Raw genomic sequence first — 26,787 nt, 5'->3', positions numbered from 1 at the left:
CGTCTGACGGTTCAGGGACCGTCAGGCGGTTTTTTCGCCCGCTGGCCTTTTGGGTTTATTGAGGAAATGTAAATCATGATGGTTCTGTACTCCGGCACTACCTGCCCGTTCTCCCAGCGCTGCCGGCTGGTGTTGTTCGAAAAGGGCATGGACTTCGAAATCCGCGACGTCGACCTGTTCAACAAACCGGAAGACATCGCCGTGATGAATCCGTACGGTCAGGTGCCGATTCTGGTCGAGCGCGACCTGATTCTGTACGAGTCGAACATCATCAACGAGTACATCGACGAGCGCTTCCCGCATCCTCAGCTGATGCCGGCCGACCCGGTCCAGCGCGCCCGCGCGCGTCTGTTCCTGCTCAACTTCGAGAAGGAACTGTTCGTGCACGTGAGCACGCTCGAAAACGAGAAGGGCAAGGCGGCCGAGAAGAACCACGAGAAGGCGCGCCTCGCGATCCGCGACCGCCTCACGCAGCTCGCGCCGATCTTCCTGAAGAACAAGTACATGCTGGGCGAAGAGTTCTCGATGCTCGACGTCGCAATCGCGCCGCTGCTGTGGCGCCTCGACCACTACGGCATCGAGCTGTCGAAGAATGCCGCGCCGCTCATGAAGTATGCTGAGCGCATTTTCAGCCGTCCGGCGTATATCGAAGCGCTGACGCCGTCTGAAAAGGTCATGCGCCGTTAAGCAGTATCCTGGCAGTTGCAGGTAACAGAGGCGGCGTACGCAGCGTGGGTGTGGACGCCGCCTCGTGAAAGGATTGTTGATGCAAGAGATTTCCACCAAGCCGTATTTGCTGCGCGCGCTGTACGAGTGGTGCACCGACAACGGCTTCACGCCGCACATCGCGGTGCGGGTCGATAACCGCACGCGCGTGCCGCGCCAGTTCGTGCGTGACGGCGAGATCGTGCTGAACATCAGCTTCGAGGCGACGAGCCAGCTGCAGATGGGCAACGAGATGATCGAGTTCCACGCGCGCTTCTCGGGCAAGTCGCACAAGATCGAGGTGCCGGTGTCGAACGTACTCGCGATCTACGCGCGCGAGAACGGTCAGGGCATGGCGTTCCCGGTCGAGTCGCCGCCTGGCGACGCGGACGACGTGCTGTCCTCCGAGGACCACGAAGAAGCCGAAGCGCATGAGGCACAAGCAGTGCGCGACGAGCCTGCCGAGGAACCCGCTGCGCCGGTTGTGACGCGCGCTGCCGACAAGGATGACGACGGCGGCAACAAGGGCGGCAAGGGCCACCTCAAGATCGTGAAATGAAGTAGAATAGCGGGCTACGCCGGCTTAGCTCATCTGGTAGAGCAGTTGATTTGTAATCATCAGGTGGCGGGTTCGAGTCCTGCAGCCGGCACCACATTCAAGACAAAGGGTTACGTGAATCTCACGTAACCCTTTGTGCTTTCTGCGCCCGCCCGCGCCAGATTCATCACTCCGCCCATTCCGGATCGCTCGTGAACATGATCGTGAGCCAGCGGTGCGATTCGTCCCCGCCTATGGCCCGGCCAATTTCGTCACGGATCGCGTCCCATTCGGCGATGCGCTTCGCCGGCATGTCGGGCGGCACGACGAAATACAGCTCGATTTCGCGGGAGCGGCCCACCTTCGCGACATAAGCCCGGTAATACTCGAAGGCGTAGCGCTCGACGAAGCGTTTCGCGACGGCATCGACATGCTGCTTGAGATCCGGGGGCGCGACGAGCAACACGTCCAGCAGGGCCTGGCGGATTTCCGCGAGCGGAATCGGAATGATCACGACGCACACCACCACGAGCGCCGCCGGGTCGACATAGGGCGTGAGGTGCTCCCACGCGGTTCCCTGAATCGCATAGCCGACGCTGAAGGCGACGAGCAGCGCCGCCGTGATGCCTGCGGACATGATCCACGACTTGATATCGAGGCGCACGAAATCCGAGTGGATCCGGCGGTTCGCGCGCGATTCGAACACCGCCATCGCAACGCAGGCGCTTACGGTGAGCACGGCGTAGACCAGCGCAGGGCCGAAGTGCAACTCGTGGCCGCCGGAGAGCAGGTTGGTGACGCCGTTGATCAGCGCATAGACGGCCACGCCCACGAGCAGCGTGCTGTTGAGCCCGAGCACCATGGGTTCGAGATGCCAGAAGCCCATAGTGAAACGCTCGCGCCATTTGCGCGGCAGGTCGACGTTGACAGCATAGGAAGTGATCAGGCGCACGACGGCGAGTGCGAGCGCGCTCATGCTCGCGTCGACGAGCGAATAGACGCCGTCGAACACAATGGAAAACGAGCCGGAGATCAGGCCGAACAGAATGCCGATGAAGGCGATCACCAACGTCGTGGCGATCGATAGCGTCAGCACGCTGCTCTCGTCGGAAGCACTGAAGAATCGAAGCCGTTCCATGATGTCTGCTCTGCGCGAGGATGAGCAAGACTAGCCGACTCGCCGGGACGCCGTCGCCGGGCTGCCCGGTCAGTTTGCCTCGCGCACGATCGAGCCAGTGTGGCCTTCCACGAGGTCGATCTCCTCTGGCGACAGGCCAAAGGCCTGGTAAAGGCGTCGATCTATCTCGCGCGCGATGTCGTCGACTTCCGGCGCGTTGCATCCGGACTGCTCGGCGTGCAGCAATCGGGTCACGCAGTCGGCGACCTCGCTGCGCACCGAAGCGCAGCTCGGCACAGGCAAGGCGTCGATCATCGCTTTCGTGAACGCCACGCCGCCGTTGTAGCTCGACGCGCCGTACTGCGCGCGGATCAGGAAAACCGAGAGCGGGCAATTGAGCAACGCCGCCGCGAACTTCAGCAGGTTCTCGTCGTCCGAGCGCAGGATCAGCGTGGTCTTGCCGGGGATCGTGTCGCCTGCGAGATCGAGTGTCGCGTCGAGCCGCGTGAGGCCTTTCACGATCACCTTCTTTGCCCTGGCTTTCGCGCCGTAGCCGTTCGCGAACGTCGACGCGAAGCGCTCGCGCTCGACCACGGGCGCCTCGTAGCGTCGCCCGAGATAGGTCATCGGCTTGCTGCCCCAGCGTGAGACGTAGCGGCCAAGCGTACCGGTGTTCACCACGCGGTAGTGGTGGTCCGGCTGGAATCGGCCGTCGGCCGCTTCGACGAGGGGCGCGAGCCGGTACGCGTCCGACGTCGCGCAGGCGTTTTCGCAGGGCAGCAGCGAACCGAGCGTCACGTGCGCACCGGCGAATCGCTGCACGAACGCGGCGTGCGGCGAGAGCAATGCATCGAGCGGCCATGGCGTCTCGAGCGTGCCTTTGTCGGTTTGCGCAAGCTCCGTGAGCGTCTCACCATCGATGCGCGCGGTCGCGATGGCGGGCGTGCCGGACTCGCGAAAGAGCGTGATGATCGAATCCACGCGCGCCTGCTCGAACACGTCGCGCCCGAGCCTGACGATGCGCTCGATCTTGCCCAGATGCCGTGCGCGCAACGCATTGCCGAAGGGCTTCGAGAGCCACTTGTCGGGCGTGAGATACGCCATCGCGCCGCCTGGCCTCAGGAGCGTGAGGCCCAACTCGATGAACACGATATAGAGGTCCCAGTTGCCCCTCGCACTCGGCCAGCTCCGCGCCAGCCTCTCGCGCAGCGCGCGCTGGCCCTCATTGATCATGCGCTCGGAGTCGATATAGGGCGGGTTCGCGATGACGGCGTCGAAGCGCTCGAAGTCGCCGTCGTCGGTGAGGAGGTCGGCGAATTCGATGCGCCATTCGAACGCCGTGGCTTCTTCGGGCGGCGCTTCGGCCTGGTTCTTCGCGAGGGCGTTTTGCAACGCGTCGCGCAGTTGTGCGTATCGGGTGATTTCGGCGCGCCTTGCGTCGGGTGTGGCTGTCGCCCGCAGTCTTGCCGCGCTCGCGCGATAGTTCGCCACCAGCTCAGCGTGGTCGCGCAGGGGCGTATCGAAGTCAAAACGGCTGAGCGCCGCGTTGCCCGCTCTGAGGTTGGTCTCGAGGTTCGGCAGCGAAACCGTGAAGTCAGCGTGTTCGAGCAGTTCGATCCACAGCCGCAGGCGCGCCATGCCGACAGAATCCGCGTTGATATCCACACCGAAAAGCGAGTGCTCGGCGATGTCTCGCTTCACGCGAAAGAGCGCGGCTTCGATCGTGCTGATGGTCGTGCCATCGCGCTCGCGGCTGAGCGGTTCGCCATTCGCGTGCGTGACGCAAAGACGGTCCGCGGTGACGTCGATGCGGCACGCACTCAGAGCTTCGCGGTCGTGCGCGTTCAGCAAGCCAAGGCGCACTTTCAGCGCCAGCAACTCGTTGAGCGCTGAAACGAGCAGATGCCCCGAACCTACGGCGGGATCGCAGATGCGCAGCGAGTCCAGAATCGCGCGAGCTTCGTCACGTTTTTCGCTCGATTCGCCGATGAATTCGCCGATCAGTTCGGATAGCTGATCGATGTTCGTGCAGCGCCAACCCATGGTGCGATTCAAGCGATTCAGCGCTGCCTGCGTGATGGCGGGACGGGCGAGCTGCATCGCGACGCTGCCCGGCGTGTACCAGGCGCCGTCGCGGTAACCGTTGAGCTTTTCGAAGACGAGCCCGAGCGCCCAGGCGTCGAGGCAACGCCTGTTCGCCGCGGTTGGCTCTCGCGCAACCAGACCGGCGGAGAAGTCGAACGCGGCGAGAAAATTGAGCAGATACGCAAGCGTGTGCCGCTCGCCGCTCGCATGGGGGAGTACCGTCGCCCGGAAAAGCGGCAGCGTGGCGCTTTCGTCGAGCGCGCTCATATCGAGCAGGCTTCGGTCCAGGTCTTGCGGCTCGAAAAGCGAACCGTCAAAGCGGGGAAGGTGAGCGAAGCGAGCCGGTGGCGTGTCGTCGGCGGCGCCTAGTACTGCGTCGCACAGCGCGTCGAGATCGCTGAATGTGCGGATGTGCTCTGCGTTCAAAAACGCGTAGGTCGAATCGCCATCATGGAGTGTCAGCAGACGCGTTTCGAGCACCTTGAGAAAAACGAGGCGGCTGATCCATGCGATGCAAAGCCGAAGCGCAAGTTCGAAGTGGTCGGACTCCGTCCGCGCGCTTTGGCTCTCGCCATCGCAGGTGGCCAGGCGCGACAGCGCGAGTTCGATCAGCGCGCCGCGCAAGCGCTCGTGCGGCGCGAGTCGTGCGACGGTACGCCTGACACCTGACACGCTCTCCCGCAACCCCACGATGTGCAGCAGTTCGGCGTAAAAGCCTTCGTCGAGCCCACCGCCGGCGCTGGCGCGGCGCGTGCGCGGTTCGCGCGCGCGGCGTGTCTGCTGGGTGGTTTCTGGCATGGTCTCGGCGGATGGGCGTGGCCTGGCGGGGCACGGTCGGCGCACATTTTACTGCCGGGCGCGCGCGTTTCGTCTTACGCCGTCTGGCCGAGTCGACGCGACCGCCCGTCTGAGCGATCATCGTTGCGAAGGCGATGGGGCGGAACGCGCCGCATCGCTGTGCTATATGATGGCGCCGCGCGAGGCGCCCCGCTGCGCCCACCCGCGGGTCGGGTGTGAATCGACGAACTGGCCCGCCGCACCGAATATCCAACCTATGACCGAACATCCCACTCTTACCTGGCCCGACACCGAAGGCCCACGCACGGTGCGCTGGCGCTCCGAGGCTGGCGTGCCGGCGCCCAAACGCGTGGTTATCGCCGACGACCGCACGACTGCGGACACCGCGTACCGCCTGGCCTGCGAAGGCACCGCGCTGCTGTGGCGCGGCGACTATCAGAACGCGCGTCAATTGCTGCAGGCCATGGCGCGCCGTGCCGAGCGCAAGCCGCACAAGGCCGCCCCCCCCAAGGCGCCCGTTTCACCGCTCGAAGCGTTTCATCTGCATCGCCAGGCGCAGGCGCAGCGCGCCCGCACGCTCGGCATGGTGTTGATTCCGCTCGAAGGCGATTACGGCATCAACCTGCGCCGCGCACCCGACGTCCGGCTCGCGTGCGAAGAGGCGTGGGGCGCGGCAGATGGCGAAGCGTCTGCGGTGTCACTGCGTGAAATTCTCGGTCTCGTCGGCGCGCACGAATGGCGCAAGAAGGGCGTCGAGATCGCGGCGCTGAACGGGGCACGCATTCATCCGTACTACGGCGTGTTCTCGCCGGTGCGCGGCGAATACGTCGACCTCGTGGCGCGCACGGCGCTCCCGTCGCTCGAAAAGGCCTTCGACATCGGCACGGGCACGGGCGTGATCGCGGCCGTGCTCGCCTCGCGCGGCGTGAAGCGCGTGGTCGCTACCGATCAGGACACCCGCGCGCTGGCCTGCGCGCGCGAAAACCTTACCCGCCTCGGCTACGCCGCGCAGGTCGAGGTCGTCGAGGCGGATCTGTTCCCGACGGGGCGCGCTCCGCTCATTGTTTGCAATCCGCCGTGGGTGCCGGCGCGTCCCGCGTCGCCCATCGAGTACGCCGTGTTCGATCCCGAGAGCCGCATGCTGCGCGGCTTTCTCGGCGGTCTCAAGGGTCATCTCGAGCCGGGCGGCGAGGGGTGGTTGATTCTGTCCGACTTCGCGGAGCATCTCGGGCTGCGTACGCGCGAAGCGCTCGTCGAGATGATCGTGCAGGCGGGACTCGAAGTGGTGGGCCGCGAGGACATTCGTCCGCGCCACCCGAAAGCGTCTGATCCCAGCGATCCGCTCTATCGTGCGCGCGCGGCTGAACTGACGTCGCTGTGGCGCCTCAAGGTGCGTGCAGAATGAACCGGCGGCGGGAAAAGGCGTTGGCAAAAAAGAAGAAGCCGGGCCGCTAACGGCCCGCATGGGTATCGAGTATCGGCGTCGGCGGCCTGGCTGCCACGCCGGGAGTGCGTCAGATTTACATCGGCTTCACCCCGGATAGGCCTCGTCGACCTTGAGGCCTGCCAGCTTGAAAATCACACGCAGCGTTTGTGGCTTGATATCGCGGCGCGACGCCAATGCCGACATCACGAAATCGAGCACCTTCGCGTACTTCAGCAGAATCAGGCAGGTCTCGAGATCCGAAGGGCCGTCGCGCATGCTTTCCGCGACCCGCAGCATCTCCACCGAGATGTCGCGCGCCATTTCCAGCTCCAGTTGCTGCTTTTCCGTCCAGTCGGGAACCGTGACGAGTTTGGTAAGCAGTTCCTGGAATTTTTGCTCTGCGTTTCCGTCAGGTATCGTATTCATTGCATGCCCCATGCAAGGCCGTTCAGCGTCGTGCGCTCTTCGCGCAGCGAGGACTGCGCCAGCCTGATTCATCGCAACCGGCACTCCCGGTGCGACCTCCCAATGCGCCCCTGTCGATTCGTTGCCGACCGGTCGCGCTGCGTTTTGGTCCTTTTTGGGCATCGGGGACGAAAAAATCCTCGTGTCTCTTCTATTCAACCCCTCCCTCCTGTCCGCACGTGGGTCAGCGTGCCTGGACGCTATTACGACACTGGCTGCTCTTATGGGTTCGGCAGCCTGGACTAGCTTTTTTCGTAAAATGACAGAAATACTGCAACCCATCTGTCGCCTGTCGCACGTTTCGCGACATACCACGCCTTTCATCTGACCACGCCGATGTCCAGCAAGACTTACGAAGTCCGTCCGAACCAGTCCGTCGAACTCCTCAAGGAGCTCCACATCCTGACGCGCGACGGCAAGATGAACCAGGACAGCCGCCGCAAGCTGAAGCAGGTCTATCACCTGTTCCAGTTCATCGAGCCGCTGCTCAAGGACCTCAAGCAGGATGGCCGCGACGTGACCCTCGTCGATCACGGTGCAGGCAAGTCCTATCTGGGCTTTATTCTCTACGACCTGTTCTTCAAGGATCAGCGCGACAGGTCACACATTTATGGCATCGAGACGCGCGACGAGCTCGTGCAGCACTCGGAGGAGCTTGCCAAACGGCTCGGCTTTGGCGGGATGTCGTTCCTGAACCTGTCGGTCGCTGATTCGATCACCTCGCCGCAACTGCCGCCAACGGTCGATATCGTGACGGCGCTGCACGCCTGCGACACCGCCACCGACGACGCCCTGCGCTTCGCACTCAAGAAGCACGCACGCTACATCGTGGTCGTGCCGTGCTGCCAGGCCGAGGTGGCGGGGGTACTGCGCCGCAACAAGGGCAAGTCGCTCGGCCAGGCACTCACGGAGATCTGGCGCCATCCGCTGCATACGCGCGAATTCGGGAGCCAGATCACCAACGTGCTGCGCTGTCTGCAACTCGAGGCGCACGGCTATCAGGTGAGCGTGACGGAACTGGTGGGCTGGGAGCACTCGATGAAGAACGAACTCATCATCGCCCAGTACAAGGATTTGCCGCGACGCCGTCCGGCGGCGCGGCTCAACGAGATTCTCGATACGTTCGGGCTCGCGGATCTGCGCGAGCGCTTTTTCGCTGATGAGGGCGAGGCGGAGCCCGAAGCGGCAACCGAAAGCTGAACCTGCGGGCAGCGCGGCGTCAGTCGCGCTTGCTCATCCAGTCTTGCCAACCTTCGAACCCGAGCTTGCGCAGCGTTTCCTGGTTGCGTTCGTAGATGTCGGCGGCGTCGGGGAACGCCTCGACTGCGCGCTCGATGCTCGCTTCGCGCAGCAGATGCAGGATCGGATACGGCGCGCGGTTCGTGTAGTTCTCGATGTCGTCGGGCTCGGTGCCTTCGAACTGGAATTGCGGGTGAAAACTCGCGACCTGAAGCGTGCCTTCCAGCCGCAGCTGCTGCACGAGACGCTCGGCAAACCAGGTCGCATCGTTGAAATCGGCGAAGTCTGCCAGCGCGTGGGGCAGGATCAGGAGCGTCGTGTCGATTTCCGCAGCATCCGCCTCGGCCAGCGTTTGCAACTCGCGTTCGAGATCGGTGAGGACACCTTCCAGATCGGTCGCCTCGCTGATCACATAGCGAATCTGGTTCTTCACGTGCACGCTTTTCGCGAACGGGCAGAGGTTCAGGCCGATCACGGCGCGCGTGAGCCAGTGGCGGGTCGCTTCGAGAATGGCGGCGTGTTCGGGGGACGGAGCAGCGGTTTCGTTCATCGTGTCATTTTACGGGCGGCTAGCGCCCGGGACATGCCGCCTCGATCAACAGCTTTGCCATGCGTGGCGCGGCGAGAATCGCGCCGCACCCGGGGCCGTAAGTCTGGCTGGCGGCATAGACGCCTTCCACGAGCAGCGCGAGTTCCTCGGCGAGCGCGACCGGATCTTTGGCCCCGGCTTCCTGCGCGAGCGCAGTGAGCCGCGCCATGAGCCGCGTCTTGTTGTTGTCGACGCTGCGCCGTGCGGGGTGCGTGGCGTCGGGAAATTCGGTCGCGACGTTGACGAACGGACAGCCGCGATAGTCCGGCACCGAGGCGCGGCGCGCGAGGTCCTCGAAATACTGCACCAACTGCTTTGCTGGTTCACCAGGGTGCTTCGCGAGGCTTTCGTCGAAGCGCTCGAAGAAGCGCACATCGCAGCGCTGCAGGTAGGCGACGACGAGATCGTCCTTCGACGAAAACTGCCGGTACAGGCTCATCTTGTTGACGCCGGCGCGCTCGACCACGGCCTCGATGCCGACCGCGCGCACGCCCTCGCGATAGAACAGCTCATCGGCGGCGCGCAGCAGATGCTCGTGCGCGCGCGCGCCGGCCGTCTGTGCGCGGGGGCGGGGCGTGCGCGCGGCGGCGGTGGACGTTTCGTCGTGGCCTTCGTGTTTCATGAGGGCATCTCGCGATCAGGGTGATTGCTTGACATGTTACCGAGCGGTAACTACTATCGCAACACACTTGTGACCGATCGGTAACAATCCAGCGATGGCGAATCGTCGCAGCGAGTGGTCATACCAACGAAGACATCGGCGTGTCGAAGCCGGCGCGGCGCAACTGGAGCACCAATGAACTGGGCAGCGAGACGAATAAGCGGGCGTTTCCACTACGGATGGCTCGTCGTGGCGGTGGTGTTTCTGGTGCTGCTGGCGGCGGCCGGCACGCGCGCGACGCCCAGCGTGATGATGGTGCCGCTCGAGCATCAGTTCGGCTGGAGCCGGGCGACGATCTCGCTCGCCATCTCGGTGAACATCGCGCTCTATGGCCTCATGGGCCCGTTTGCGGCGGCGGCCATGCAGCGCTTCGGCGTGCGGCCCACGCTGCTCGCGGCGCTCGGCACCATGGCGGCAGGCGTGGCGCTTTCCGCGCTGATGACGCATCCATGGCAAATGATCCTCATCTGGGGCGTGATGGTGGGCGGCGCCACCGGCGTCGCGGCGCTCTCGCTCTCGGCCACTGTCGTCACGCGCTGGTTCCACTCTCACCGTGGGCTTGCCATGGGCATCCTCACCGCGAGTTCGGCCACGGGCCAGCTCGTGTTCCTGCCGCTCCTTGCGGCCATCGTGGAGAAGCACGGCTGGCAGTCGGTGGTGCTCGTGGTCGCCGTGGCCGCCGCGGCGGTGCTGCCGCTCGTGCTGTTCCTGCTGCCCGAGCGGCCTGCGAGCGTAAGTCTGCGTCCGTTCGGCGAGGACGAGAGCACCCCCGTCGCGCCGCCCGCTCCGCATCAAAATCCGCTGAAGATTGCGTTCGACGCGCTCTTCACGGCGAGCCGCACGCGCGACTTCTGGCTGCTCTTCTTCAGCTTCTTCATTTGCGGCGCGAGCACGAACGGCTATGTGGGCACGCACCTCATCGCCATGTGCGGCGACTACGGCATGACCGAAGTGCAGGGCGCCTCGCTGCTCGCGACGATGGGCATCTTCGACCTGTTCGGCACGACGCTCTCGGGCTGGCTCTCGGACCGTTTCAATAGCCGCCTGCTGCTGTTCTGGTACTACGGGCTGCGCGGACTCTCGCTGATCTATTTGCCGCACGCGTTCGGCATCGACTTCTTCGGGCTGCCGATTTTCGCGGTGTTCTACGGCCTCGACTGGATCGCGACGGTGCCGCCGACCGTGCGGCTTGCCACCGATGTCTTCGGCAAGGAGCGCGCGCCGATCGTGTTCGGCTGGGTCGTGGCGGGGCATCAGCTCGGCGCGGCATTCGCAGCGTTCGGCGCGGGCCTGCTGCGCTCGAGCCTCGGCACCTATACGGTGGCGTCGATGATCTCGGGCGGCTTGTGTCTCGTGGCGTCCTTCCTCGTGCTGCGCATCAACCGCGGGCCGCGCGCCGTGGGCGTTCAAACGGCCTGACGAGGCGCCAGGCCTCCGCGACTTCACGGCGCCGGTGCGCATTTCGGCGCACCCCGACGGGCGACGCATCAGCGTCGCCCGTTGCGTTTGAGCGTATTTCACACGCTGCGGTTATTCTAGTGACCCCCGGGCATGCCGCCCGACACCCCAAGGACACACAAGGCATGACGAAGCACAAACCCGCACCGACAGCCGTGCCCATTCACGAACTCATCGCCGGCCGCTGGAGCCCGCGCGCCTATTCGAGCGAGCCGGTGAGCCGCGAGGCGCTGCACGCGGTGATCGAGGCGGCGCGCTGGGCGCCCTCGGGCTACAACCTGCAGCCGTGGCGCTTTATCGTGTTCGACCGCAGCGCCGACGAAGTCGCGTTCAAGCGCGCATTCGCGACGCTCGTGCCGTTCAATCAGCAGTGGAACGCGCCGGCGTCGGTGCTGATCGCGGTGACGGCACACACGCTCAACGCGAAGGGCGAAGTGAATCGCACGGCGCAATACGATGCGGGCGCCGCGGCCATGTCGCTCGTGCTCCAGGCGCATGCGCTGGGTCTCGCGGCGCATCAGATGAGCGGATTCGACGTGCAGGCGTTCCGCACGGAATTCGCGCTGCCCAACGACGTGGAGCCGCTCTCGATCATTTCGATCGGCCACTATGGCGAAGCCGAGAAGCTGGAGCCCGTACTGCGCGACCGTGAAAAGGCGGAACGTACGCGCTCGGCGATGGGCGACATCGCCTACGCGAACGCCTGGAAGCAGCCGTTCAAGGGCTGAGTCGGGGCAAGCCACGCACCCATGAAGGGTTGCGAGCTTTAGCGAAAACGCGCGGCATGGCCCGCGCGTTTTTTTCTTGCGGGGCCGCATCATGGGCCCGCGGTTGCCCCGCGCGGCGCTTTCGTGCTACAAAGCCGATCCCCCCGACCTTTCCTCTCTTGCGCGCGCATTCGCTGCGGCGCGCTCTTGCCATGACCAGCTTCTGCGCGATTGACTTCGGAACCTCCAATTCGGCGGTGGCGCTCCCGGCAGCGGCCGACGGCGCAATGCGCCTCGCGCCGGTGGAAGGCGCACACACCACGTTGCCCACGGCGGTGTTCTTCAACGTCGACGAACACACGCGCGAATACGGCCGTGCGGCGCTGGCGTCCTATATCGACGGCTTCGACGGCCGGCTGATGCGCTCGATGAAGAGCATCCTCGGCTCGCCGCTTGCCGAAAGCACGACCGATCTGGGCGACGGCAGCGCGATGCCCTATACCGAAATCATCACGATCTTTCTGGAGCACCTGAAGCGCAGCGCCGAGCGTTGCTCGGGCACGCCGATCTCGCGCGCGGTGCTGGGCCGTCCGGTGTTCTTCGTCGATGAAGACCCGCGCGCCGATCAGCTCGCCCAGGACCAGCTCGAAGCCGCGGCGCGCCGGGTGGGTTTTCGCGAGATCGAGTTCCAGTACGAGCCGATCGCGGCGGCGTTCGACTACGAGTCGCGCCTCGCGGAAGAAGGGCTCGTGCTCGTCGCCGACATTGGCGGCGGTACGTCGGACTTCTCGCTCGTGCGCGTGGGGCCCGATCGCATGACACGGCTCGAACGCAAGGACGACGTGCTCGCGCACCACGGCGTGCACGTGGCGGGCACCGACTTCGACCGCCGCGTCGAACTCGCGACCATCCTGCGCGAGCTGGGCTACCAGTCGCTCGATGCCGAAGGCCGCGAGGTGCCGAACCGCATCTATTTCGATCTGGCGACGTGGCATCTCATCAACACGATCTACACGCCCAAGCGCGCAACCGAGCTGAAGCTCATGCGCCATCTGTACACCGACACGCGCCATCACGACCGGCTGATGCGTGTGGTCGACGAGCGTCTGGGTCACGCGCTCACGGCGCGCGCCGAGGAGGCGAAGATCGGCGTTTCGGCGGGCGGGGAGACGATGATCGACCTCGAGGCTGTAGAGGCAGACTTGCGTCTCGCATTCGGCGACACGCAACTCGTCGAGGCGGGTCGTGAAGAGACGCGCCGCATCGTGCAGGCTGCGCGTGAAACGGTGCAGGCGGCGGGTGTCGCGCCGGCTCAGGTGAGCGCGCTGTACTTCACTGGCGGCTCGACCGGCCTCTTGTTCCTGACGCAGGCGCTGGCCGAGGCGTTTCCGCAGTCGCAGGCCGTGTTCGGCGACCGTCTCGCCAGCGTGGCGACGGGTCTCGGCATTCACGCGCAGCGCCTTTTCGGCTAAACGCGCGGGGCGCCTAAACTCTGTTGAAAAGCGCCAGGCAAGAAAAAACCCCACCTTCCGGAAGAAGCGTGGGGTTTTTCGGTAAGCTTGCTAGTCAGGAACTTCGCAGAAGCAGCGTTCAGATCCTGTAAGCCGTAGCAGACCAATGAGCGCAGTACTTAGACCGGCTTGATGTTGGCAGCTTGCTTGCCCTTCGGGCCCGTGCGGACTTCGAATTGAACCTTTTGGTTCTCTTGCAGCGTCTTGAAGCCGTCAACCTTGATTTCCGAGAAGTGCGCGAACAGATCTTCGCCGCCGCCGTCCGGGGTGATAAAGCCAAAGCCCTTTGCGTCATTGAACCACTTGACGGTACCGGTTTCCATATTACTTTCCTAAAAATGAATGAAGGCCGAAGCCCGAGAGGTGCACGAAAATCAAGGAAGGGGTATGGGACCAGCCGGAGTACCGTTGATGGGCGAACTACGAAAGACCTATTCACACTCGCCGCTTGAAATCCTGCCCGAACTTTATACGGCTAAATGGCAGGAAGGTCAACTGGGTCCCCGGGAAAGTTCGTATTTTTTTGCTACAGGGTCGAAACGAACCCTTACAAAGCTTGATAAGCAAATGACTTTTTCGTATTAGGAGGTCGTTTTTGACGCCCTTCCGTGGTGCAACCGGTTAAACTACGCGCCGCGCAGGAGTTGCGCCTACAGGCGCAATCTTTTGTGTGGAGGTACGACAACCGCAGCAAACCCGCCCGCACAACAGACGGGATAAACGCGGTGTCGATCTGCTCTTGAAACAGGAGAAGACGTGAAAAGTTCTATTCAACGGAACATCGGCCCGTTCGCGCTGATGTTCACCGGCCTCGGCTCGATCATCGGTTCGGGCTGGCTGTTCGGCGCGTGGAAGGCGGCGAAAATTGCAGGTCCGGCGGCGGTTTGCGCCTGGGTCATCGGCGCCGTGGTCATTCTGGCCATTGCGCTCACCTACGCCGAACTCGGTGCGATGTTCCCGGAGTCGGGCGGTATGGTCCGCTACGCCCGCTACTCGCATGGCGCACTGGTAGGCTTCATCAGCGCGTGGGCAAACTGGATCGCCATTGTCTCGGTGATCCCGATCGAAGCCGAAGCCTCGATCCAGTACATGAGCACCTGGCCCTATGAGTGGGCGCATGCGCTCTTCGTCGACGGGTCATTGACGCATTCAGGGCTCGGGCTCTCCGCGATTCTCGTGATCATCTACTTCATGCTCAACTATTGGGGTGTGAAGCTGTTCGCGCGCGCCAACAGCGCGATCACGATCTTCAAGTTCATCATCCCGGGTCTGACGATCATTGGCCTGATGGCTGGAAGCTTCCACCACGAGAATTTCGGCGAAACGACCACATTCGCACCGTATGGCTGGTCGGCGGTGTTCACGGCGGTGGCCACGAGCGGCATCGTGTTCGCGTTTAATGGCTTCCAGAGCCCGATCAACCTCGCGGGTGAAGCGCGCAATCCGGCCAAGAGCGTGCCGTTCGCAGTGATCGGCTCGATCCTCTGTGCACTCGTCATCTACGTGCTGCTGCAGATCGCCTATATCGGTGCGGTCAATCCGGCCGACGTCGCGAAGGGCTGGAACACGTTCAACTTCAAGTCGCCGTTCGCGGAACTCGCGATCGCGCTGAACCTGAACTGGCTCGCGATCCTGCTCTACGTCGACGCATTCGTGAGCCCGAGCGGCACCGGTACGACCTACATGGCGACGACCTCGCGCATGATCTACGCGATGGAGCGCAACAACACGATGCCGAAGATGTTCGGCAACGTGCACCCGTTCTACGGCGTGCCGCGYAACGCGATGTGGTTCAACCTGCTCGTCTCGTTCATCTTCATGTTCTTCTTCCGCGGCTGGAGTTCGCTCGCGGCGGTGATCTCGGTGGCGACGGTGATTTCGTACCTCACGGGTCCGATCAGCCTGATGGCGCTCAAGCGCGCCGCCACGGACATCGAGCGCCCGCTYTCCGTGCCGTTCATGAAAGTGATCGCGCCGTTCGCMTTCGTCTGCGCATCGATGATCCTGTACTGGGCGAAGTGGCCGCTGACCGGCGAAATCATTCTGCTGATGGTCGTCGCGCTGCCGGTGTACTTCTACTTCCAGAGCAAGCAGGGCTTTGAAGGCTGGGGGCAGGATCTGAAGGCCGCATGGTGGCTGTGTGCATACCTGCCGATCATGGCGCTCCTCTCGCTCGTCGGCAGCAAGCAGTTCGGCGGCGCCGGTCTGCTTCCGTACGGCTGGGACATGCTGGTCGTCGCGCTGGTCTCGCTCGTATTCTATTACTGGGGCGTGAATTCGGGCTACCGCTCGCCGTACCTCGCGGAACGCCAGGAGCACGACGAAGTCCTCGAAGGCATCGCAGTCCATTGAACGTCGACCGCCTGTTGCACGCGCCGTACAAAGGCGACCTCAGCAGGCAGATTTGCTGGTCGTTTTCTGTCAACGCACCCAGGCCTTGCGCCTGGGCCGGATAGTAGCCTTTGTCTCGGCGGTAGTTATTCGGTGGCAGCATGACTATGGCAATGTCGCGTTTCGCCTGGCCGCGTCGGCTTCCGTATGTTCTTCGCGACGATCAGCGCGATCAGAAAAACGAGGAATCGCAACCCTCGGCAACGACCCTGACGCCCGTATCAGGCCGGTACGTCGACGTTCGTGCCATCTCATCGCTATCCGACTCGTCGGCATCGTTTCTGTGCTCGCCGGTGCGGGAGGGACTGACGTCCCGTTGCGTTGTGCAAGAAGTAGACGCCAAAGAAGTATCGATATTCGTCTGGAATAGATAGATGCGTTTTGTCAATTTTGCATCCATCGGACGGCGATAGCCTGAACCATGTCTCAACGCACCTGGCGCGCCTTCACGCGCGCCAGCGTAACGTTCTGTGGACTCCCGGCCCAGACCGCCAGCGCGGAGTAGTTGTCGGCGTGCGATGCGTTGCCCGAACGACGCATCGCCTCGTGCTCGATCAGCACGGCCCAGTCATCGACGGTATGAACGACGCGCAGGCGATCTTCGAGTGCATCTTCCGCGACGGATTGCCAGAGCCCATCCGTGCACAACAGGAACACATCGCCATCTTCCAGCACGCGCGGCGGGCTGATTGCGGGCGCGATCTGGCCGCGCATGCCGAGCGCCATATGCAGCCAGGCGGGATTGACGCCGTCGCCTGGCAGGCCCGCGTCCAGCAGTTGCTGCCGCACGCTATGATCGCGCGTCTGTTCGATCAGCGCGCCGCGTGCGAACCGGTAGAGCCGGCTGTCGCCGAGATGAGCCCATTGCGCAACGTTGTGCCGCCGGTCGATGATGAGTGCGACGACGGTCGCACTCATGCGCCCGCGCTCGCGCTGCTGCATCGCGAGAATCGCAGCGTGTGCTTCCTCGATGCACTCGAGCAACGTCTGCGCGAGCGTGAGGCCGGTGCACTTCGCGCGGTGGAGGATGCGCTCGACCGCGCAACGCGAGGCGATCTCGCTGCCAGGATCGCCAGAGACGCCGTCGCTCACGACAAAGCAGGCGTATTCATCCGTGATCGTGTAGCCAAGCGCATCCTGGTTGGTGTCCCGCTGACCCACGCGCGAGAACTGGGCACACGAGAGATTCATGCGTCGGCACGCGCCGGGCGGCGTCGCGCGTGATAGTTCCTCACCTCGTCGTCGTACGCGCGCAGGAAGGCCCTGCCAAATACGGCGCTGAAGTCATCCTCCACGGCGAGCATCGTCTCGTGGTGCATGCGTTCATAGCGATTCCACAAGCGCACCTTGCGCAGCATCGGCACGAGCTGTTCGTAGCGGGTCGGTTCGCTTCGTTCGGCGAGACGTGAGGGCGAGAAGCGCTGCAGCAGGTCGTTCAGGGCGGCGCGCATGCCCGCGACCATGGCGATCTGGTGCGCCTGCAGGTCGTGGAACGCGTCTTCCACGGCGCCGGGCGGCGTCATGAAGCCTGGAAACGGCAGGCCGAACATCTGCCGCAGCGCCGCGCTGCCGTCGGGCAGCAGCTTCAGCGGATTGTTCTCGCGGTCGAGCAGCACGGTCATGTCGGCTTTCACTTCGCGTTTGAGGATGCTGCGCGAGGAGAGCAGTGCGACTGTGCCATTGGCGAACAGCGCGAGCAGTTGCCCCGCGGTGTGCAATTGTTCGGTTGACCAGTCGCAGGTGGCCTTGTCGAGACCCGCGCCGCGCAGGAAGGCGGAAAGCAGGGCGTCGGCCGAGTCGGGCGCTGTGGCAGTGTCCGCATCCGCCGAAGCGGTGCTGGATGATGGCGGCACGTACGCGCTTTTTGCGTCGCTTTTGTCGTTTGCGGCAGCCGGTTTTTGAGGTGCCGGTCGCGGCGTGCGCGAGAGTGCATCGCGCTCACGCCCAGCGTCCGGCTTTGCGAACGCGCTCGTGTGCAAAGGCGTATCGGCCGCACGCTCGATGGCGCTGCGCAACGCGAATTGCGCCGCCTGCGTCGTCACGGGTTGCGCCAATGACGAGTCGGCACCGCCCGAACGTGCGAAAAGCGCGAGGGGATCGGTGGGGATCGGCGGCGTGTCGTTGAGCGCGGCGGTGTCCATGCCTTGCCTCGCGACTTTTTGCACGACAGGCGTAGCGGCCGCGCTTGCGGTCGTAGCGCCAGCGTCGCCGCCAACGCCCGCCTGCGCACGCAACACATACGGGCCGATGCGGATCGCGTCGCCGGATTCGAGCGCATGCTCCTCGGTGTACTCGAGCGGCGTGTCGTTGATCTCCACCACCGAGACGCTGCTCAGATTCTTCAGCACGCAGTGATCGCCGTCGATCTGCAGCAGCGCCTGCAGCCGCGAAACTTGACGCGTTTCGTCGGGCAGCACCAACTGGTTGTCGGCGTTGCGGCCGATCGTGCCGCCCGGCGGACGAAACTCCACGCTCGTTTCGGCGTGGACCGGTTCTCCTGCGTACTCGATGACGGTCAATTGCATGATGCAGACTGAATCACAGTAAGACGGATAAAAAGGCGCGCAGCGGAACAGTCCATCAGGACGGTGCAACCTTGCGGCGCGCGGCGTCGAACGCGGGGCCCCAGATCGGGTGTCCCTTCTCTGCGGCGGACAACTCGAAATGCGGATCGATCCGCAAGATCGCCTCGAACTCCGAGCGGCATTGCGCAACGCGGTTCGTCACGCAGTAGCTGAACGCCATCAGCTTGTGCGCGTCGATCTGCGTGGAGCGGTCGCCGTCGACAGTGGCGTTGCTGTTGCGCAGCAGCTGGATGGTGCGCGGGTAGTCGCCCGCAGCGTACGAGTCCTGTGCGGCAGCAACGGCATTCGCGGCGGCGCGTTGCGCGGGGGACAGGCTCGTACATCCGCTCGCGGCAAGAAGCGTTGCGGCGACGGCCAGTAAAAATGCGCCAGCGAGGGCAGCCCGCGTACGACTCGCGCGTAACAAGTTCCACGTAATCGGCCAGGTCATTTTCGGCGATCCGGTATTTACTTCTTCATGTGAGCCGTGGAAGTAAGTTCTACGGCCCGTGAAATTTTTTATAGAGGTGGCATTCGGAGAGCGTTGCGATCACGAATCGTACGAACTATAGTCTAGTCACCTGAATTTTCATCATATGAATTATTACTCGTGAGATTCGACCGGCGATAGATTAATTTAATTCCGCGGATATTCAAAAGGCATTGCCCAAAGTCCGTTTGTAGCCGTAGAAAATTTCGGGCAAGCGTTCCGGGAGCAGAGACTTACAACCCCTGAATTCAGGCGTGAATGCAGGGACGTGGGACGTTTTTGCCTTTGCATTTGGAATGTGAATTCGCGCTGATTCAGAGGGTTTGGACGGTATGTACGGAGTGCCATTTAAGCGCGTGCATAATCCACGCGAGGGGGTTTATTTTGCCCTTATATTATTATGCGGATGCGCATCGACAGAGAAAGATCTGCCGGTCCCTTATGCCGTCACATTTCAGGTGGCGGCTGACGTTAATCGTGACACGCAAAACCGGCCAGCTCCTGTTGCGTTGCAAACATTTCAGCTCAAATCCGATAATAATTTCAGGAAGGCGGATTATTTCTCTCTGCAGAACAAGCCCGAAGATGCGCTGGGCCCGGAGCTGGCGGGCACGGACCGGATCGTCCTGAGGCCCGGCGAGTCGCGCACGCTCCACTACACCGGCGGCGAATCGGTGCGCAGTCTGGGCATCGTGGCGGGCTATCGCACGCTCGAAAAACGCCGCTGGAAAATTACCGTGGCGCTGCCGCAGCCCGCCAGCACCAATCTGTTCAAGTTCTGGCAGGGCAAGCCTTCCGAAGCGCATTTCGTGATCGTGGTGCAGGGCGACGGACTCGTCGCGACGCCGGCCAGCGGTGACGCACGATGAACGACCGCATGAATCCTCCTGTCGCGCCTGCCACGGGCAGTGCCGGACTGCGCGAGCGCGTGGTGTGGTCCGAAGGCATGTTCTTGCGGCCGCAACATTTCCAGCAGCTCGAGCGCTATTTCGAGCGCTATGTGCACTTGCGCTGCGCGCCGCTGCAGCGCTTTCTGTGGGGCTTCGCATCGCTGCAGATCGACGAGGAGGCGCTGGCGCGTGGCAAGGTGATGCTGCGCGCGGCAAGCGGCATCCTGCCGGACGGCACGCCGTTCGACTTCTCGCATCTCGACGAGGCGCCCGAAGCACTCGAGGTGAGCGCCGATGTACGCGACGCCACGGTGGTGCTCGCGCTGCCGGCGTCGCGCAGCAGCAGCGCACAGGTGACGTTCGGCGGCGGCGATCGCGCGCTGGCGCGCTATGTGGCACACGAAGCCGAGATCGCCGATGTCAACGAGGTCCGGCTGGAGCCCGCGCTGGTTCAGTTAGGACGACTGAATCTGAAGCTCGCGCTCGCCGCCGAGGTGGATGACGACTGGTACGCAATGGGTGTGCTGCGCGTGGTGGAGCGGCGCGTCGACCGTCAGCTGGTGATCGAGGAAACGTATATTCCGCCGCTGCTCGATGCACATGCCCACCCGCAGCTCGCGGGCTATGTGCAGGAGCTCGACCGGCTGCTTTCGCAACGCAGCGAGCTGCTGGCGGGGCGTCTCGCGCAGGCGGGGCGCGGCGGCGTGTCGGAAGTCGCCGACTTCCTGCTGTTGCAACTCGTTAACCGTTACCTCGCGATCGCGTCGCACACGGCGCAGTCGCCGGGCATTCATCCGGAGCTGCTGTTTCGCGACTGGCTCAAGCTGGCCGCCGACTTCGCCACCTTCACGGCGGCTTCACGGCGGCCCGAGGTGCTGCCCGTGTATCAGCACGACGACCTGCGCGCGACCTTCGGCGCGCTTTTCGCGGAGCTGCGCCGCTCGCTTGCGACGGTACTCGACCAGCACGCGCTGCAGATCGCGCTCGAAGAAGCGGGCAACGGCGTGCGGGTCGCCGTGATCGCCGACACGTCGCTACTGCGCGATGCGGGCTTCGTGCTGGCCGTGCGCGCCGATATTCCCGCCGAGAGCGTGCGTGCGCGCTTTCCGTCCCAGATCAAGCTGGGCCCGGTGGAGCGCATTCGCGATCTGGTGCAACTGCAGTTGCCGGGCATCGCCGTGCGGCCGCTGCCGGTCGCGCCGCATCAGATTCCCTACCACGCGGGCCACAGCTACTTCGAGGTCGACAAGGGCGGCGACCTCTGGCGCCAGCTCGAACGCTCAGGAGGCCTCGCGCTTCATCTTGCGGGTGACTTCCCGGGCCTTGCGATGGAGTTCTGGGCGATCCGCGAGATGCGCGCAGGCGGCATGCGCGCAGGCGACGCGCGTGAGCGAGACATCCGATGAATCCGCTCAACGATCCCGTCTCCGCCGAACGCGCTTCCGGACACGGCGCCTTCACGGCCTCGCGTTCCGGATTCGGCCCGGCGCCTGGCGACGAGGCATGGCAGGCGGACGCGCTTCACGAGCAGGCGCACGGGTTCCCGGGTCCGGCGGCTTCCGGGGACGGCGGCAATCCGCTCGTCGCGGCGGCCAACGCGCTGCTGAACCTGATCCCGCAGATCCGCTACACCGTGCACCACCCGAATCCGGCGTGGCTGCGCGAGCATCTCGCCAATGAGATCCGTCAGTTCGAGCAGCGCGCGCGCGACGCGCTCGCCTCGCCCGAGCAGATCGGCGCGGCGCGTTATTGCCTGTGCACGGCCCTCGACGAAGCCGCGGCGCTCACGCCATGGGGCGGATCGGGCGACTGGTCGGCGAACAGCCTGCTCGTCGCCTTTCACAACGAGACGTGGGGCGGAGAAAAATTCTTCGAACTCCTCAATCGTTTGATGCAGCAGCCGCGCGAGCAGCTGAATCTGCTCGAACTGCTTTACTACTGTCTCGTGCTCGGCTTCGAGGGACGCTATCGCGTGCTCGACAACGGCCGGGCCCAGCTCGACGATCTGCGTCACACGCTTGCGCGCACGATCCGCAGCGTACGCGGCGACTACGATGCGGCGCTGTCCACGCACTGGCGCGACGAGATCGCGCGCGAGGACTCGCAGCGCTTTGCCGTGCCGCTCTGGGCCTGCGCCGCGTTGACCGTTCTGCTGGGCTTCGGCGTCTATGTCGGGCTCGATCTCGCGCTGGCCGGCCGCTCCGACAAGGCGTTCGCGATGATTGGCCGTCTCCAGGTGCCGGGCGTGCGCCTGCAGGCGGCCGAGCCGCAGTCGGTGCGCCCCGTGCCGCCGCCGCGCCTTGCGGGCTTTCTCGCTCCGGAGATCGCCGAAGGTCTCGTGGAAGTGCGCGATCTCGCCGACCGCAGCGTGATCGTGCTGCGCGGCGACGGGCTCTTCGAGTCCGGATCCGCCAGCGTGATCGACCGTTATCAGCCGACGCTCGCCCGCGTCGCGGCGGCGCTCGCGCAGGTGCCTGGCGCAGTGGTCGTGGCCGGGTACACGGACAACGTGCCTGTGCATAGCGCGCGCTTTCCGTCGAACTGGGATCTCTCGGTCGAACGCGCGCAGGCCGTCGCGAGCATCCTTGCCGCGCGTCTTGGCGACAGCACCCGCGTGCGCGCCGAAGGACGCGGCGCCACAGATCCCGTCGCGCCGAACGACACCGCGGCGAACCGTGCGCGCAACCGGCGCGTCGAGATCACCTTGCGCGCCGCGCCGCCGAAGCTCGCGACGCCGGGCTCGGGAGACGCTCCGTGAGCCGCGTCGCGAAAATCGCGCGTCTGGGCGCGCGCGTCTGGGCCGTGATCGGGCTGGTCGCGTTCGCGGCGCTCATCTGGCTCGTCGGACCGTTGATCGCGGTGGGTGCGTACCGGCCGCTCGACAGCGCCGTGGCGCGCGTGCTCGTCATCGTGCTGCTGTTCGCGGTGTGGACCGGCCGCGCGGGGTATCGGCACTGGCGCGCCGCACAGCTTAACGCGCAGTTGCTGAGCCAGTTGCGCGAGCCCGTTGAAGAACGCCCTACGCATGCGGAGGAAGCACCGCACGCCCAGGAGCTGCGCAGCCGCTTCGACGAGGCCGCGCGCCTGTTGCGCAACGCACGGCTCGGCGCCGCGCAGGGCGGTCAGGGCACACAGGTCGCTCAGGGCCTGCGGGGACGCACCCGGCGCTGGTTCGAACGGTTCACGCGACAGTATCTTTACCAACTGCCGTGGTACGTCTTCATCGGCGCGCCCGGCTCGGGCAAAACCACGGCGCTCGTCAACTCGGGGCTGACGTTTCCGCTCGCGGAGCAGTTCGGCAAGGCCGCGATCCGCGGCGTGGGCGGCACGCGCCACTGCGACTGGTGGTTCACCAACGAAGCGGTCCTGATCGACACGGCCGGCCGCTATGCGACGCACGAAAGCAATCGGGCGCTCGATCAGGACGAATGGTCGGGCTTCCTCTCGCTGCTCAAGAAGTATCGTGTGCGCCAGCCGCTGAACGGGGCGCTGCTCACGATCAGCGTATCGGATCTGCTGGGCGCGACGGAGGTCGAGCGCACCGCGCACGCCATGGCGCTGCGCAAGCGCTTGCAGGAGTTGCGCACGGAGCTCGGTATCCAGTTGCCGGTCTATGTGCTCGTGACGAAGGCGGACCTGCTGTCCGGCTTCAACGAGTACTTTGCGCGCTTCAATCGTACCGAGCGCGCGCAGGTGTGGGGCTTCACGATCGCGCTCGCCGAGACCGAGGCGCGCGACTTCAGCCTGCGTAGCGTGTTCGATCGCGAATACCGGCTGCTGCACCGGCGCCTGAACGACGCGCTGCCGGAACTCTTCAGCGCCGAACCCGACGCGCGCAGGCGCGAGCTCATCTACTCGCTGCCGCAGCAGTTCAGCGGCCTGCAGGAGGTGCTCGGACAGTTCGTCGAGCAGGTGTTCTCGAGCTCGCAATTCGATTCGATGCCGCTCCTGCGTGGCGTTTATTTCACGAGCGGCACGCAGGAAGGCACGGTCTTCGACCGCGTGATGGGCGGCATCAAGCGCTTCCTGAAGATCGACGGCGTGCCGCCTGCGCCTCATGCGGCGGCGAGCGGGCGCAGCTTTTTCCTCAAGGACCTGCTGCAGGAGCTCATCTTCAAGGAGGCGCGGCTCGCCGGCACCGATCTGCGCTGGTACCAGCGCCAGCGCATGCTGGCGCTCGTGGGCTACGCGCTCCTCGCCCTCCTGCTGGCGGGCGCGCTGGCGGCGTGGGTGGGCAGTTACGCCCGCAACCGCGCGTACCTCGCGGCGATCGAGGCGAATGTGCCGCAGATCGATCACGCGCTCCAGGGCGTGACCATCACCGACGCCGACAACATTGCGCGCGTGCTGCCCATGCTCGACGCGATTCGCAACATCGCGCACGTGGATGGCGTCGATCCGGCCAACCCGTCGCTCGCGTACCGCTGGGGCCTCTTCCAGGGCGACAAGGTGCAGTCCGCCGCTGAGAACGTCTATCACCGCGCGCTCGACGAACTGCTGCTGCCGCTCGCTGCGCGGCGCCTCGAAACGGCGGTGCGCGACGCGCCGCCCGACGACCCCGCCTATCTCTACGCGGCCCTCAAGGCGTATCTGATGCTGCACGACACCGCCCATTACGATCCGGATTTCGTGCAGGCGGTCCTGGATCTCGAGATTGCCGCGGCTCCGGGCGCGAATCTGACGTCCGCGCAGCGCAACGATCTGCGCGCGCACGTGGCGGCGCTCTTCGCGGGCCGCGTGGTGGTGTCGCCATTTGCGCAGAACGAGCAGATGGTGGCCGGCGCGCGCGAGAAACTCACCCGCCTGACCTTCGCGCAGCGCCTCTATGCGCAGCTTGCGCGTACGCTGCGGCCCGCCGCGGCGGCCTGGGACGTGAGCGCGGCGCAGATGGCGGGCCCCTCGGGCGCACTGGTGTTCCGGCGCGCGAGCGGCGCGAGCCTGAGCGACGCCGTGCCGGGTCTGTTCACCTACGACGGCTACTGGAAGGTCTTCGACCGGCGGCTCGCCGCGGCGGTCGATGCGTTCGGCCGCGACGAAGTCTGGGTGCTCGGGCTGGGCGTGCCGGAAGCCGCGACACCAGCGGAGGTGAGCGCGCGCGCGAAGGACGTGCGCTCGCTCTATCTGGACGACTACATCCGCCGCTGGGACGACTATCTCGGCGACCTGCGCTTGCAGAGCACGTCGACGCTCGCGCAGACAACTCAGATCGCCCGCGTTCTCTCGTCCCAGGACTCGCCGCTCGCGCGGCTCGCCGATGCGGCCGCGCGGCAAACGACGCTCTCGCAGAGCGTGAACACGCCGGGCGGCGCGAGCGGACTCGCCGCGAACGCGCAGGACAAGGTGAATCAGGCGCGCGAATCGCTGGCGCAGATCCTGGGGCAGCCGCAGGGCGGCGGCGATGCAGCGGGCGAACCAGGCCGCCCCGAAGCGGTGGTCGACGCCCACTTCGCGGACCTGCGCGAGTTCAGCAGCCTCGAGGCGGGCGGCGCCGGCGGCGCGAATGGCGCAAGCGGCACGAGCGCGGCGCTGGCGGCCGTCCTCAAATCGATCGACGGACTCTATACGTGGCTCACGGCAGCCGACGCCGCACTGCGCGGCGGCGGGACCCCGCCGCAGTCGGACAGCGCCGACCAGATCCGCGCCCAGGCGGGCCGCATGCCCGCGCCGTTCCGGCAGATGCTGGGCGACCTCGCGAACGCCGCGCAGAGCAACGTGACGCGCAACGTCGACCAGAATCTCGCGCAAAACGCGTCGGTCAATATCGGCGACTTCTGTCGCCAGGCGATCGCGGGGCGCTATCCGTTCGCGCACGCTTCGACACGCGACGTGGCGCCAGGCGACTTCGCGCGCGTGTTCGCGCCGGGCGGCCTGATGGACGACTTCTTCCAGAAGAACCTGCAAAGCCGTGTGGACGCGAGCGTCCAGCCGTGGCGTTTCATCGGCGGATCCGGCGCGTCCGGTGACAGCGCGCTGCTCGCTTCGTTCGAGAAGGCTGCGGTGATACGCGATGCGTTCTTTCCTGGCGGTGCGCGCGAGCCGACCATCAAGGTGGAGATCAAGCCGCTCGACATGGACCCGGAAATTTCCGAGTGGACGCTCGACGTGGACGGCCAGCAGGTGCGCTACGCGCATGGGCCACAGGCCCCCGTGACGGTGCAGTGGCCGGGGCCGCGCGGCATGAACCAGGTGAGCCTGCAGATCACCGAGCAGTCGGGCGCGACCGATGGCTTCACGATCCAGGGGCCGTGGGCGCTGATGCGCCTGTTTGATCGCGGCGCACCGGCGCGTGCTCAGGCATCCGAACAAATGGTGGTTGGCTTCAACGTGGATCATCACGCGCTCGCCATGCAGGTGACGGCGGACAGCGTGCGCAATCCCTTGCGTCTTACCCAACTGGAGTCGTTCTCGTGTCCTGGGAAATCATGAACGGTCCCTGCATCGGCACTGAATTCGCGTTGCCAGCCTGGTACGGCAAGTTGCCGGGGGCGGGCGACTTCGTTGGCCGCCGCATGCCGGGCCAGCTCGCGCGCACCTGGGAGCGCTGGCTCGCGCAGGGCATGGCCTCGGCTCGCGCGGGCCTCGACGTACGCGCGCCGGTCTGGCGCTTCGCGATTCCCGCCGGCAGCGGCGACGGCTGGGTGCAGCTCGGTTGCGTCGCGCCGAGCCACGATCGCGTCGGACGGCGCTATCCGCTCGTCGTCTCGCAGGCCATCGCACCGTCCGCTCACGCGGGCTACGGGAGCCCCGGCGAGCCGGCGCTCGCTTGCGTCGACGCGCGCATCCGGGCGATGGACGCCATCGTTCAGGACGCGATCCGCCGCGCGCATGGGCCGGAGGAGTTCGATCTCGCGCTGGCCGAGGGACTACGCGACGGCGCGTCGCGCGGCCCGGGAGAAGGCGCGCGCGACGGCGCTCACGAGGCCACGGCGGCGGATGGAGGCTGGCCGAACCTGTGGGAGTACTTCGACCCGAACGGCATGACGAGCTTCTGGTGGACCGATGCCGGAGACGGCGCGCCGCGCACCGACGTCCACACGGGCGGGCTCGACACCGCGCTGTTCCAGCGGCTCTTCGGCGAGCCGGGCAGTGGCGAGCGATGACAAACGCCGCCCCGAAGAACGTGCGGCGCGGCGGCGCGCGCGCCGCGCACGGA

At 65.1% G+C, this 26,787-nt stretch carries 22 protein-coding genes and 1 tRNA gene; 14 read left to right on the top strand and 9 right to left on the bottom strand.

What is annotated here, in order from left to right:
- Positions 1-75: 75 nt before the first annotated feature.
- The 3 genes from E1N52_RS28535 to E1N52_RS28525 all read left to right on the top strand — a co-directional run bounded on the left by E1N52_RS28535 (position 76) and on the right by E1N52_RS28525 (position 1,358).
- Positions 76-687, top strand: coding sequence for a glutathione S-transferase N-terminal domain-containing protein (locus E1N52_RS28535; protein WP_027797364.1), 612 nt, complete (start codon positions 76-78; stop codon positions 685-687).
- Positions 688-766: 79 nt separating this feature from the next.
- Positions 767-1,264 (top strand): ClpXP protease specificity-enhancing factor, encoded by a 498-nt coding sequence (locus tag E1N52_RS28530; protein WP_133186200.1) that lies wholly within the window; start codon positions 767-769, stop codon positions 1,262-1,264.
- Positions 1,265-1,282: 18 nt separating this feature from the next.
- Positions 1,283-1,358, top strand: a tRNA-Thr gene (locus tag E1N52_RS28525).
- A 72-nt stretch (positions 1,359-1,430) separates the two neighbouring features.
- Here the strand turns inward: E1N52_RS28525 and E1N52_RS28520 are convergent.
- The gene (locus E1N52_RS28520) at positions 1,431-2,381 is read right to left on the bottom strand and encodes a cation diffusion facilitator family transporter (protein ID WP_133186198.1); all 951 of its coding nucleotides are present in this window, start codon (positions 2,379-2,381) and stop codon (positions 1,431-1,433) included.
- Between the two features lie 69 nt (positions 2,382-2,450).
- Positions 2,451-5,243, bottom strand: a complete 2,793-nt coding sequence (locus tag E1N52_RS28515) for a type IIG restriction enzyme/methyltransferase (RefSeq protein ID WP_133186196.1) — start codon at positions 5,241-5,243, stop codon at positions 2,451-2,453.
- A 256-nt stretch (positions 5,244-5,499) separates the two neighbouring features.
- Between E1N52_RS28515 and E1N52_RS28510 the strand changes: the two genes are divergently transcribed.
- A complete protein-coding gene (locus tag E1N52_RS28510) occupies positions 5,500-6,648 on the top strand; it encodes a methyltransferase (RefSeq protein ID WP_133186194.1) in 1,149 nt (382 codons plus the stop codon).
- Positions 6,649-6,774: 126 nt separating this feature from the next.
- Here the strand turns inward: E1N52_RS28510 and E1N52_RS28505 are convergent, their stop codons facing one another.
- The gene (locus tag E1N52_RS28505; RefSeq protein WP_028206633.1) at positions 6,775-7,095 is read right to left on the bottom strand and encodes a type II toxin-antitoxin system HicA family toxin; all 321 of its coding nucleotides are present in this window, start codon (positions 7,093-7,095) and stop codon (positions 6,775-6,777) included.
- 375 nt (positions 7,096-7,470) lie between these two features.
- On the opposite strand from E1N52_RS28505, the gene E1N52_RS28500 reads away from it, so the two are divergent.
- Positions 7,471-8,334, top strand: coding sequence for a class I SAM-dependent methyltransferase (locus E1N52_RS28500; RefSeq protein ID WP_133186192.1), 864 nt, complete (start codon positions 7,471-7,473; stop codon positions 8,332-8,334).
- A gap of 19 nt (positions 8,335-8,353) precedes the next feature.
- Here the strand turns inward: E1N52_RS28500 and E1N52_RS28495 are convergent, their stop codons facing one another.
- Positions 8,354-8,923: a DUF1415 domain-containing protein gene (locus tag E1N52_RS28495; protein ID WP_133186190.1), complete on the bottom strand. Its 570-nt coding sequence runs from the start codon at positions 8,921-8,923 to the stop codon at positions 8,354-8,356.
- Between the two features lie 19 nt (positions 8,924-8,942).
- Positions 8,943-9,584, bottom strand: a complete 642-nt coding sequence (locus E1N52_RS28490) for a TetR/AcrR family transcriptional regulator (RefSeq protein WP_133186188.1) — start codon at positions 9,582-9,584, stop codon at positions 8,943-8,945.
- A gap of 174 nt (positions 9,585-9,758) precedes the next feature.
- On the opposite strand from E1N52_RS28490, the gene E1N52_RS28485 reads away from it, so the two are divergent.
- The 3 genes from E1N52_RS28485 (at position 9,759) to E1N52_RS28475 (ending at position 13,260) form a co-directional block, all read left to right on the top strand.
- On the top strand, positions 9,759-11,042 hold the full coding sequence (locus E1N52_RS28485; protein ID WP_133186186.1) for an MFS transporter: 1,284 nt from the start codon (positions 9,759-9,761) through the stop codon (positions 11,040-11,042).
- Between the two features lie 164 nt (positions 11,043-11,206).
- Positions 11,207-11,809 (top strand): nitroreductase family protein, encoded by a 603-nt coding sequence (locus E1N52_RS28480; RefSeq protein ID WP_069268276.1) that lies wholly within the window; start codon positions 11,207-11,209, stop codon positions 11,807-11,809.
- A gap of 191 nt (positions 11,810-12,000) precedes the next feature.
- Positions 12,001-13,260 (top strand): Hsp70 family protein, encoded by a 1,260-nt coding sequence (locus E1N52_RS28475; protein WP_133186184.1) that lies wholly within the window; start codon positions 12,001-12,003, stop codon positions 13,258-13,260.
- Between the two features lie 158 nt (positions 13,261-13,418).
- On the opposite strand, the gene E1N52_RS28470 is transcribed toward E1N52_RS28475, so the two are convergent.
- Positions 13,419-13,622 carry a cold-shock protein gene (locus E1N52_RS28470; protein ID WP_027797379.1) on the bottom strand — a complete coding sequence of 68 codons (204 nt, stop codon included), beginning with the start codon at positions 13,620-13,622 and terminating at the stop codon, positions 13,419-13,421.
- Between the two features lie 433 nt (positions 13,623-14,055).
- On the opposite strand from E1N52_RS28470, the gene E1N52_RS28465 reads away from it, so the two are divergent.
- A complete protein-coding gene (locus tag E1N52_RS28465) occupies positions 14,056-15,651 on the top strand; it encodes an APC family permease (protein WP_133186182.1) in 1,596 nt (531 codons plus the stop codon).
- Positions 15,652-16,116: 465 nt separating this feature from the next.
- On the opposite strand, the gene E1N52_RS28460 is transcribed toward E1N52_RS28465, so the two are convergent.
- Genes E1N52_RS28460 through E1N52_RS28450 form a run of 3 tightly spaced genes read right to left on the bottom strand, consistent with a single transcriptional unit; the run spans position 16,117 to position 18,705 of the window.
- Complete coding sequence (locus tag E1N52_RS28460) at positions 16,117-16,881, bottom strand: PP2C family protein-serine/threonine phosphatase (RefSeq protein ID WP_133186180.1); 765 nt, start codon at positions 16,879-16,881, stop codon at positions 16,117-16,119.
- On the bottom strand, positions 16,878-18,215 hold the full coding sequence (gene tagH, locus E1N52_RS28455) for a type VI secretion system-associated FHA domain protein TagH (RefSeq protein WP_133186178.1): 1,338 nt from the start codon (positions 18,213-18,215) through the stop codon (positions 16,878-16,880). Before tagH ends, E1N52_RS28460 begins: the two co-directional genes overlap by 4 nt.
- A gap of 55 nt (positions 18,216-18,270) precedes the next feature.
- Positions 18,271-18,705, bottom strand: coding sequence for a TssQ family T6SS-associated lipoprotein (locus E1N52_RS28450; RefSeq protein WP_165979464.1), 435 nt, complete (start codon positions 18,703-18,705; stop codon positions 18,271-18,273).
- Between the two features lie 395 nt (positions 18,706-19,100).
- Here E1N52_RS28450 and tssJ point away from each other — a divergent pair, with 395 nt between their 5' ends.
- The 5 genes from tssJ to tagF are packed head-to-tail and all read left to right on the top strand — an operon-like array spanning position 19,101 to position 26,734.
- Entirely contained in the window at positions 19,101-19,613 is a 513-nt protein-coding gene (gene tssJ, locus E1N52_RS28445; protein ID WP_165979463.1) for a type VI secretion system lipoprotein TssJ, read from the top strand.
- 8 nt (positions 19,614-19,621) lie between these two features.
- Positions 19,622-21,040, top strand: coding sequence for a type VI secretion system baseplate subunit TssK (gene tssK, locus E1N52_RS28440; RefSeq protein WP_133186174.1), 1,419 nt, complete (start codon positions 19,622-19,624; stop codon positions 21,038-21,040).
- Entirely contained in the window at positions 21,037-22,392 is a 1,356-nt protein-coding gene (locus E1N52_RS28435; RefSeq protein WP_133186172.1) for a DotU family type VI secretion system protein, read from the top strand. The genes tssK and E1N52_RS28435 overlap by 4 nt, the downstream gene beginning before the upstream one ends.
- Positions 22,389-26,060: a type VI secretion system membrane subunit TssM gene (tssM, locus tag E1N52_RS28430; protein WP_133186170.1), complete on the top strand. Its 3,672-nt coding sequence runs from the start codon at positions 22,389-22,391 to the stop codon at positions 26,058-26,060. The genes E1N52_RS28435 and tssM overlap by 4 nt, the downstream gene beginning before the upstream one ends.
- A complete protein-coding gene (gene tagF / locus E1N52_RS28425) occupies positions 26,042-26,734 on the top strand; it encodes a type VI secretion system-associated protein TagF (RefSeq protein ID WP_425468148.1) in 693 nt (230 codons plus the stop codon). Before tssM ends, tagF begins: the two co-directional genes overlap by 19 nt.
- Positions 26,735-26,787: the final 53 nt, after the last annotated feature.

The organism is Paraburkholderia guartelaensis, assembly GCF_004353905.1.
GTDB classification, from domain to species: Bacteria; Pseudomonadota; Gammaproteobacteria; order Burkholderiales; family Burkholderiaceae; genus Paraburkholderia; species Paraburkholderia guartelaensis.
Note: the sequence above shows the minus strand (reverse complement) of the source record. Positions and strands in the feature narration are given on the sequence as shown.

Coding starts and splice junctions, on each gene's coding strand:
- E1N52_RS28535 (WP_027797364.1), top strand. CDS start 76: ATGATGGTTCTGTACTCCGGCACTACCTGCCCGTTCTCCCAGCGCTGC.
- E1N52_RS28530 (WP_133186200.1), top strand. CDS start 767: ATGCAAGAGATTTCCACCAAGCCGTATTTGCTGCGCGCGCTGTACGAG.
- E1N52_RS28520 (WP_133186198.1), bottom strand. CDS start 2,381: ATGGAACGGCTTCGATTCTTCAGTGCTTCCGACGAGAGCAGCGTGCTG.
- E1N52_RS28515 (WP_133186196.1), bottom strand. CDS start 5,243: ATGCCAGAAACCACCCAGCAGACACGCCGCGCGCGCGAACCGCGCACG.
- E1N52_RS28510 (WP_133186194.1), top strand. CDS start 5,500: ATGACCGAACATCCCACTCTTACCTGGCCCGACACCGAAGGCCCACGC.
- E1N52_RS28505 (WP_028206633.1), bottom strand. CDS start 7,095: ATGAATACGATACCTGACGGAAACGCAGAGCAAAAATTCCAGGAACTG.
- E1N52_RS28500 (WP_133186192.1), top strand. CDS start 7,471: ATGTCCAGCAAGACTTACGAAGTCCGTCCGAACCAGTCCGTCGAACTC.
- E1N52_RS28495 (WP_133186190.1), bottom strand. CDS start 8,923: ATGAACGAAACCGCTGCTCCGTCCCCCGAACACGCCGCCATTCTCGAA.
- E1N52_RS28490 (WP_133186188.1), bottom strand. CDS start 9,584: ATGAAACACGAAGGCCACGACGAAACGTCCACCGCCGCCGCGCGCACG.
- E1N52_RS28485 (WP_133186186.1), top strand. CDS start 9,759: ATGAACTGGGCAGCGAGACGAATAAGCGGGCGTTTCCACTACGGATGG.
- E1N52_RS28480 (WP_069268276.1), top strand. CDS start 11,207: ATGACGAAGCACAAACCCGCACCGACAGCCGTGCCCATTCACGAACTC.
- E1N52_RS28475 (WP_133186184.1), top strand. CDS start 12,001: ATGACCAGCTTCTGCGCGATTGACTTCGGAACCTCCAATTCGGCGGTG.
- E1N52_RS28470 (WP_027797379.1), bottom strand. CDS start 13,622: ATGGAAACCGGTACCGTCAAGTGGTTCAATGACGCAAAGGGCTTTGGC.
- E1N52_RS28460 (WP_133186180.1), bottom strand. CDS start 16,881: ATGAATCTCTCGTGTGCCCAGTTCTCGCGCGTGGGTCAGCGGGACACC.
- tagH (WP_133186178.1), bottom strand. CDS start 18,215: ATGCAATTGACCGTCATCGAGTACGCAGGAGAACCGGTCCACGCCGAA.
- E1N52_RS28450 (WP_165979464.1), bottom strand. CDS start 18,705: ATGACCTGGCCGATTACGTGGAACTTGTTACGCGCGAGTCGTACGCGG.
- tssK (WP_133186174.1), top strand. CDS start 19,622: ATGAATCCTCCTGTCGCGCCTGCCACGGGCAGTGCCGGACTGCGCGAG.
- E1N52_RS28435 (WP_133186172.1), top strand. CDS start 21,037: ATGAATCCGCTCAACGATCCCGTCTCCGCCGAACGCGCTTCCGGACAC.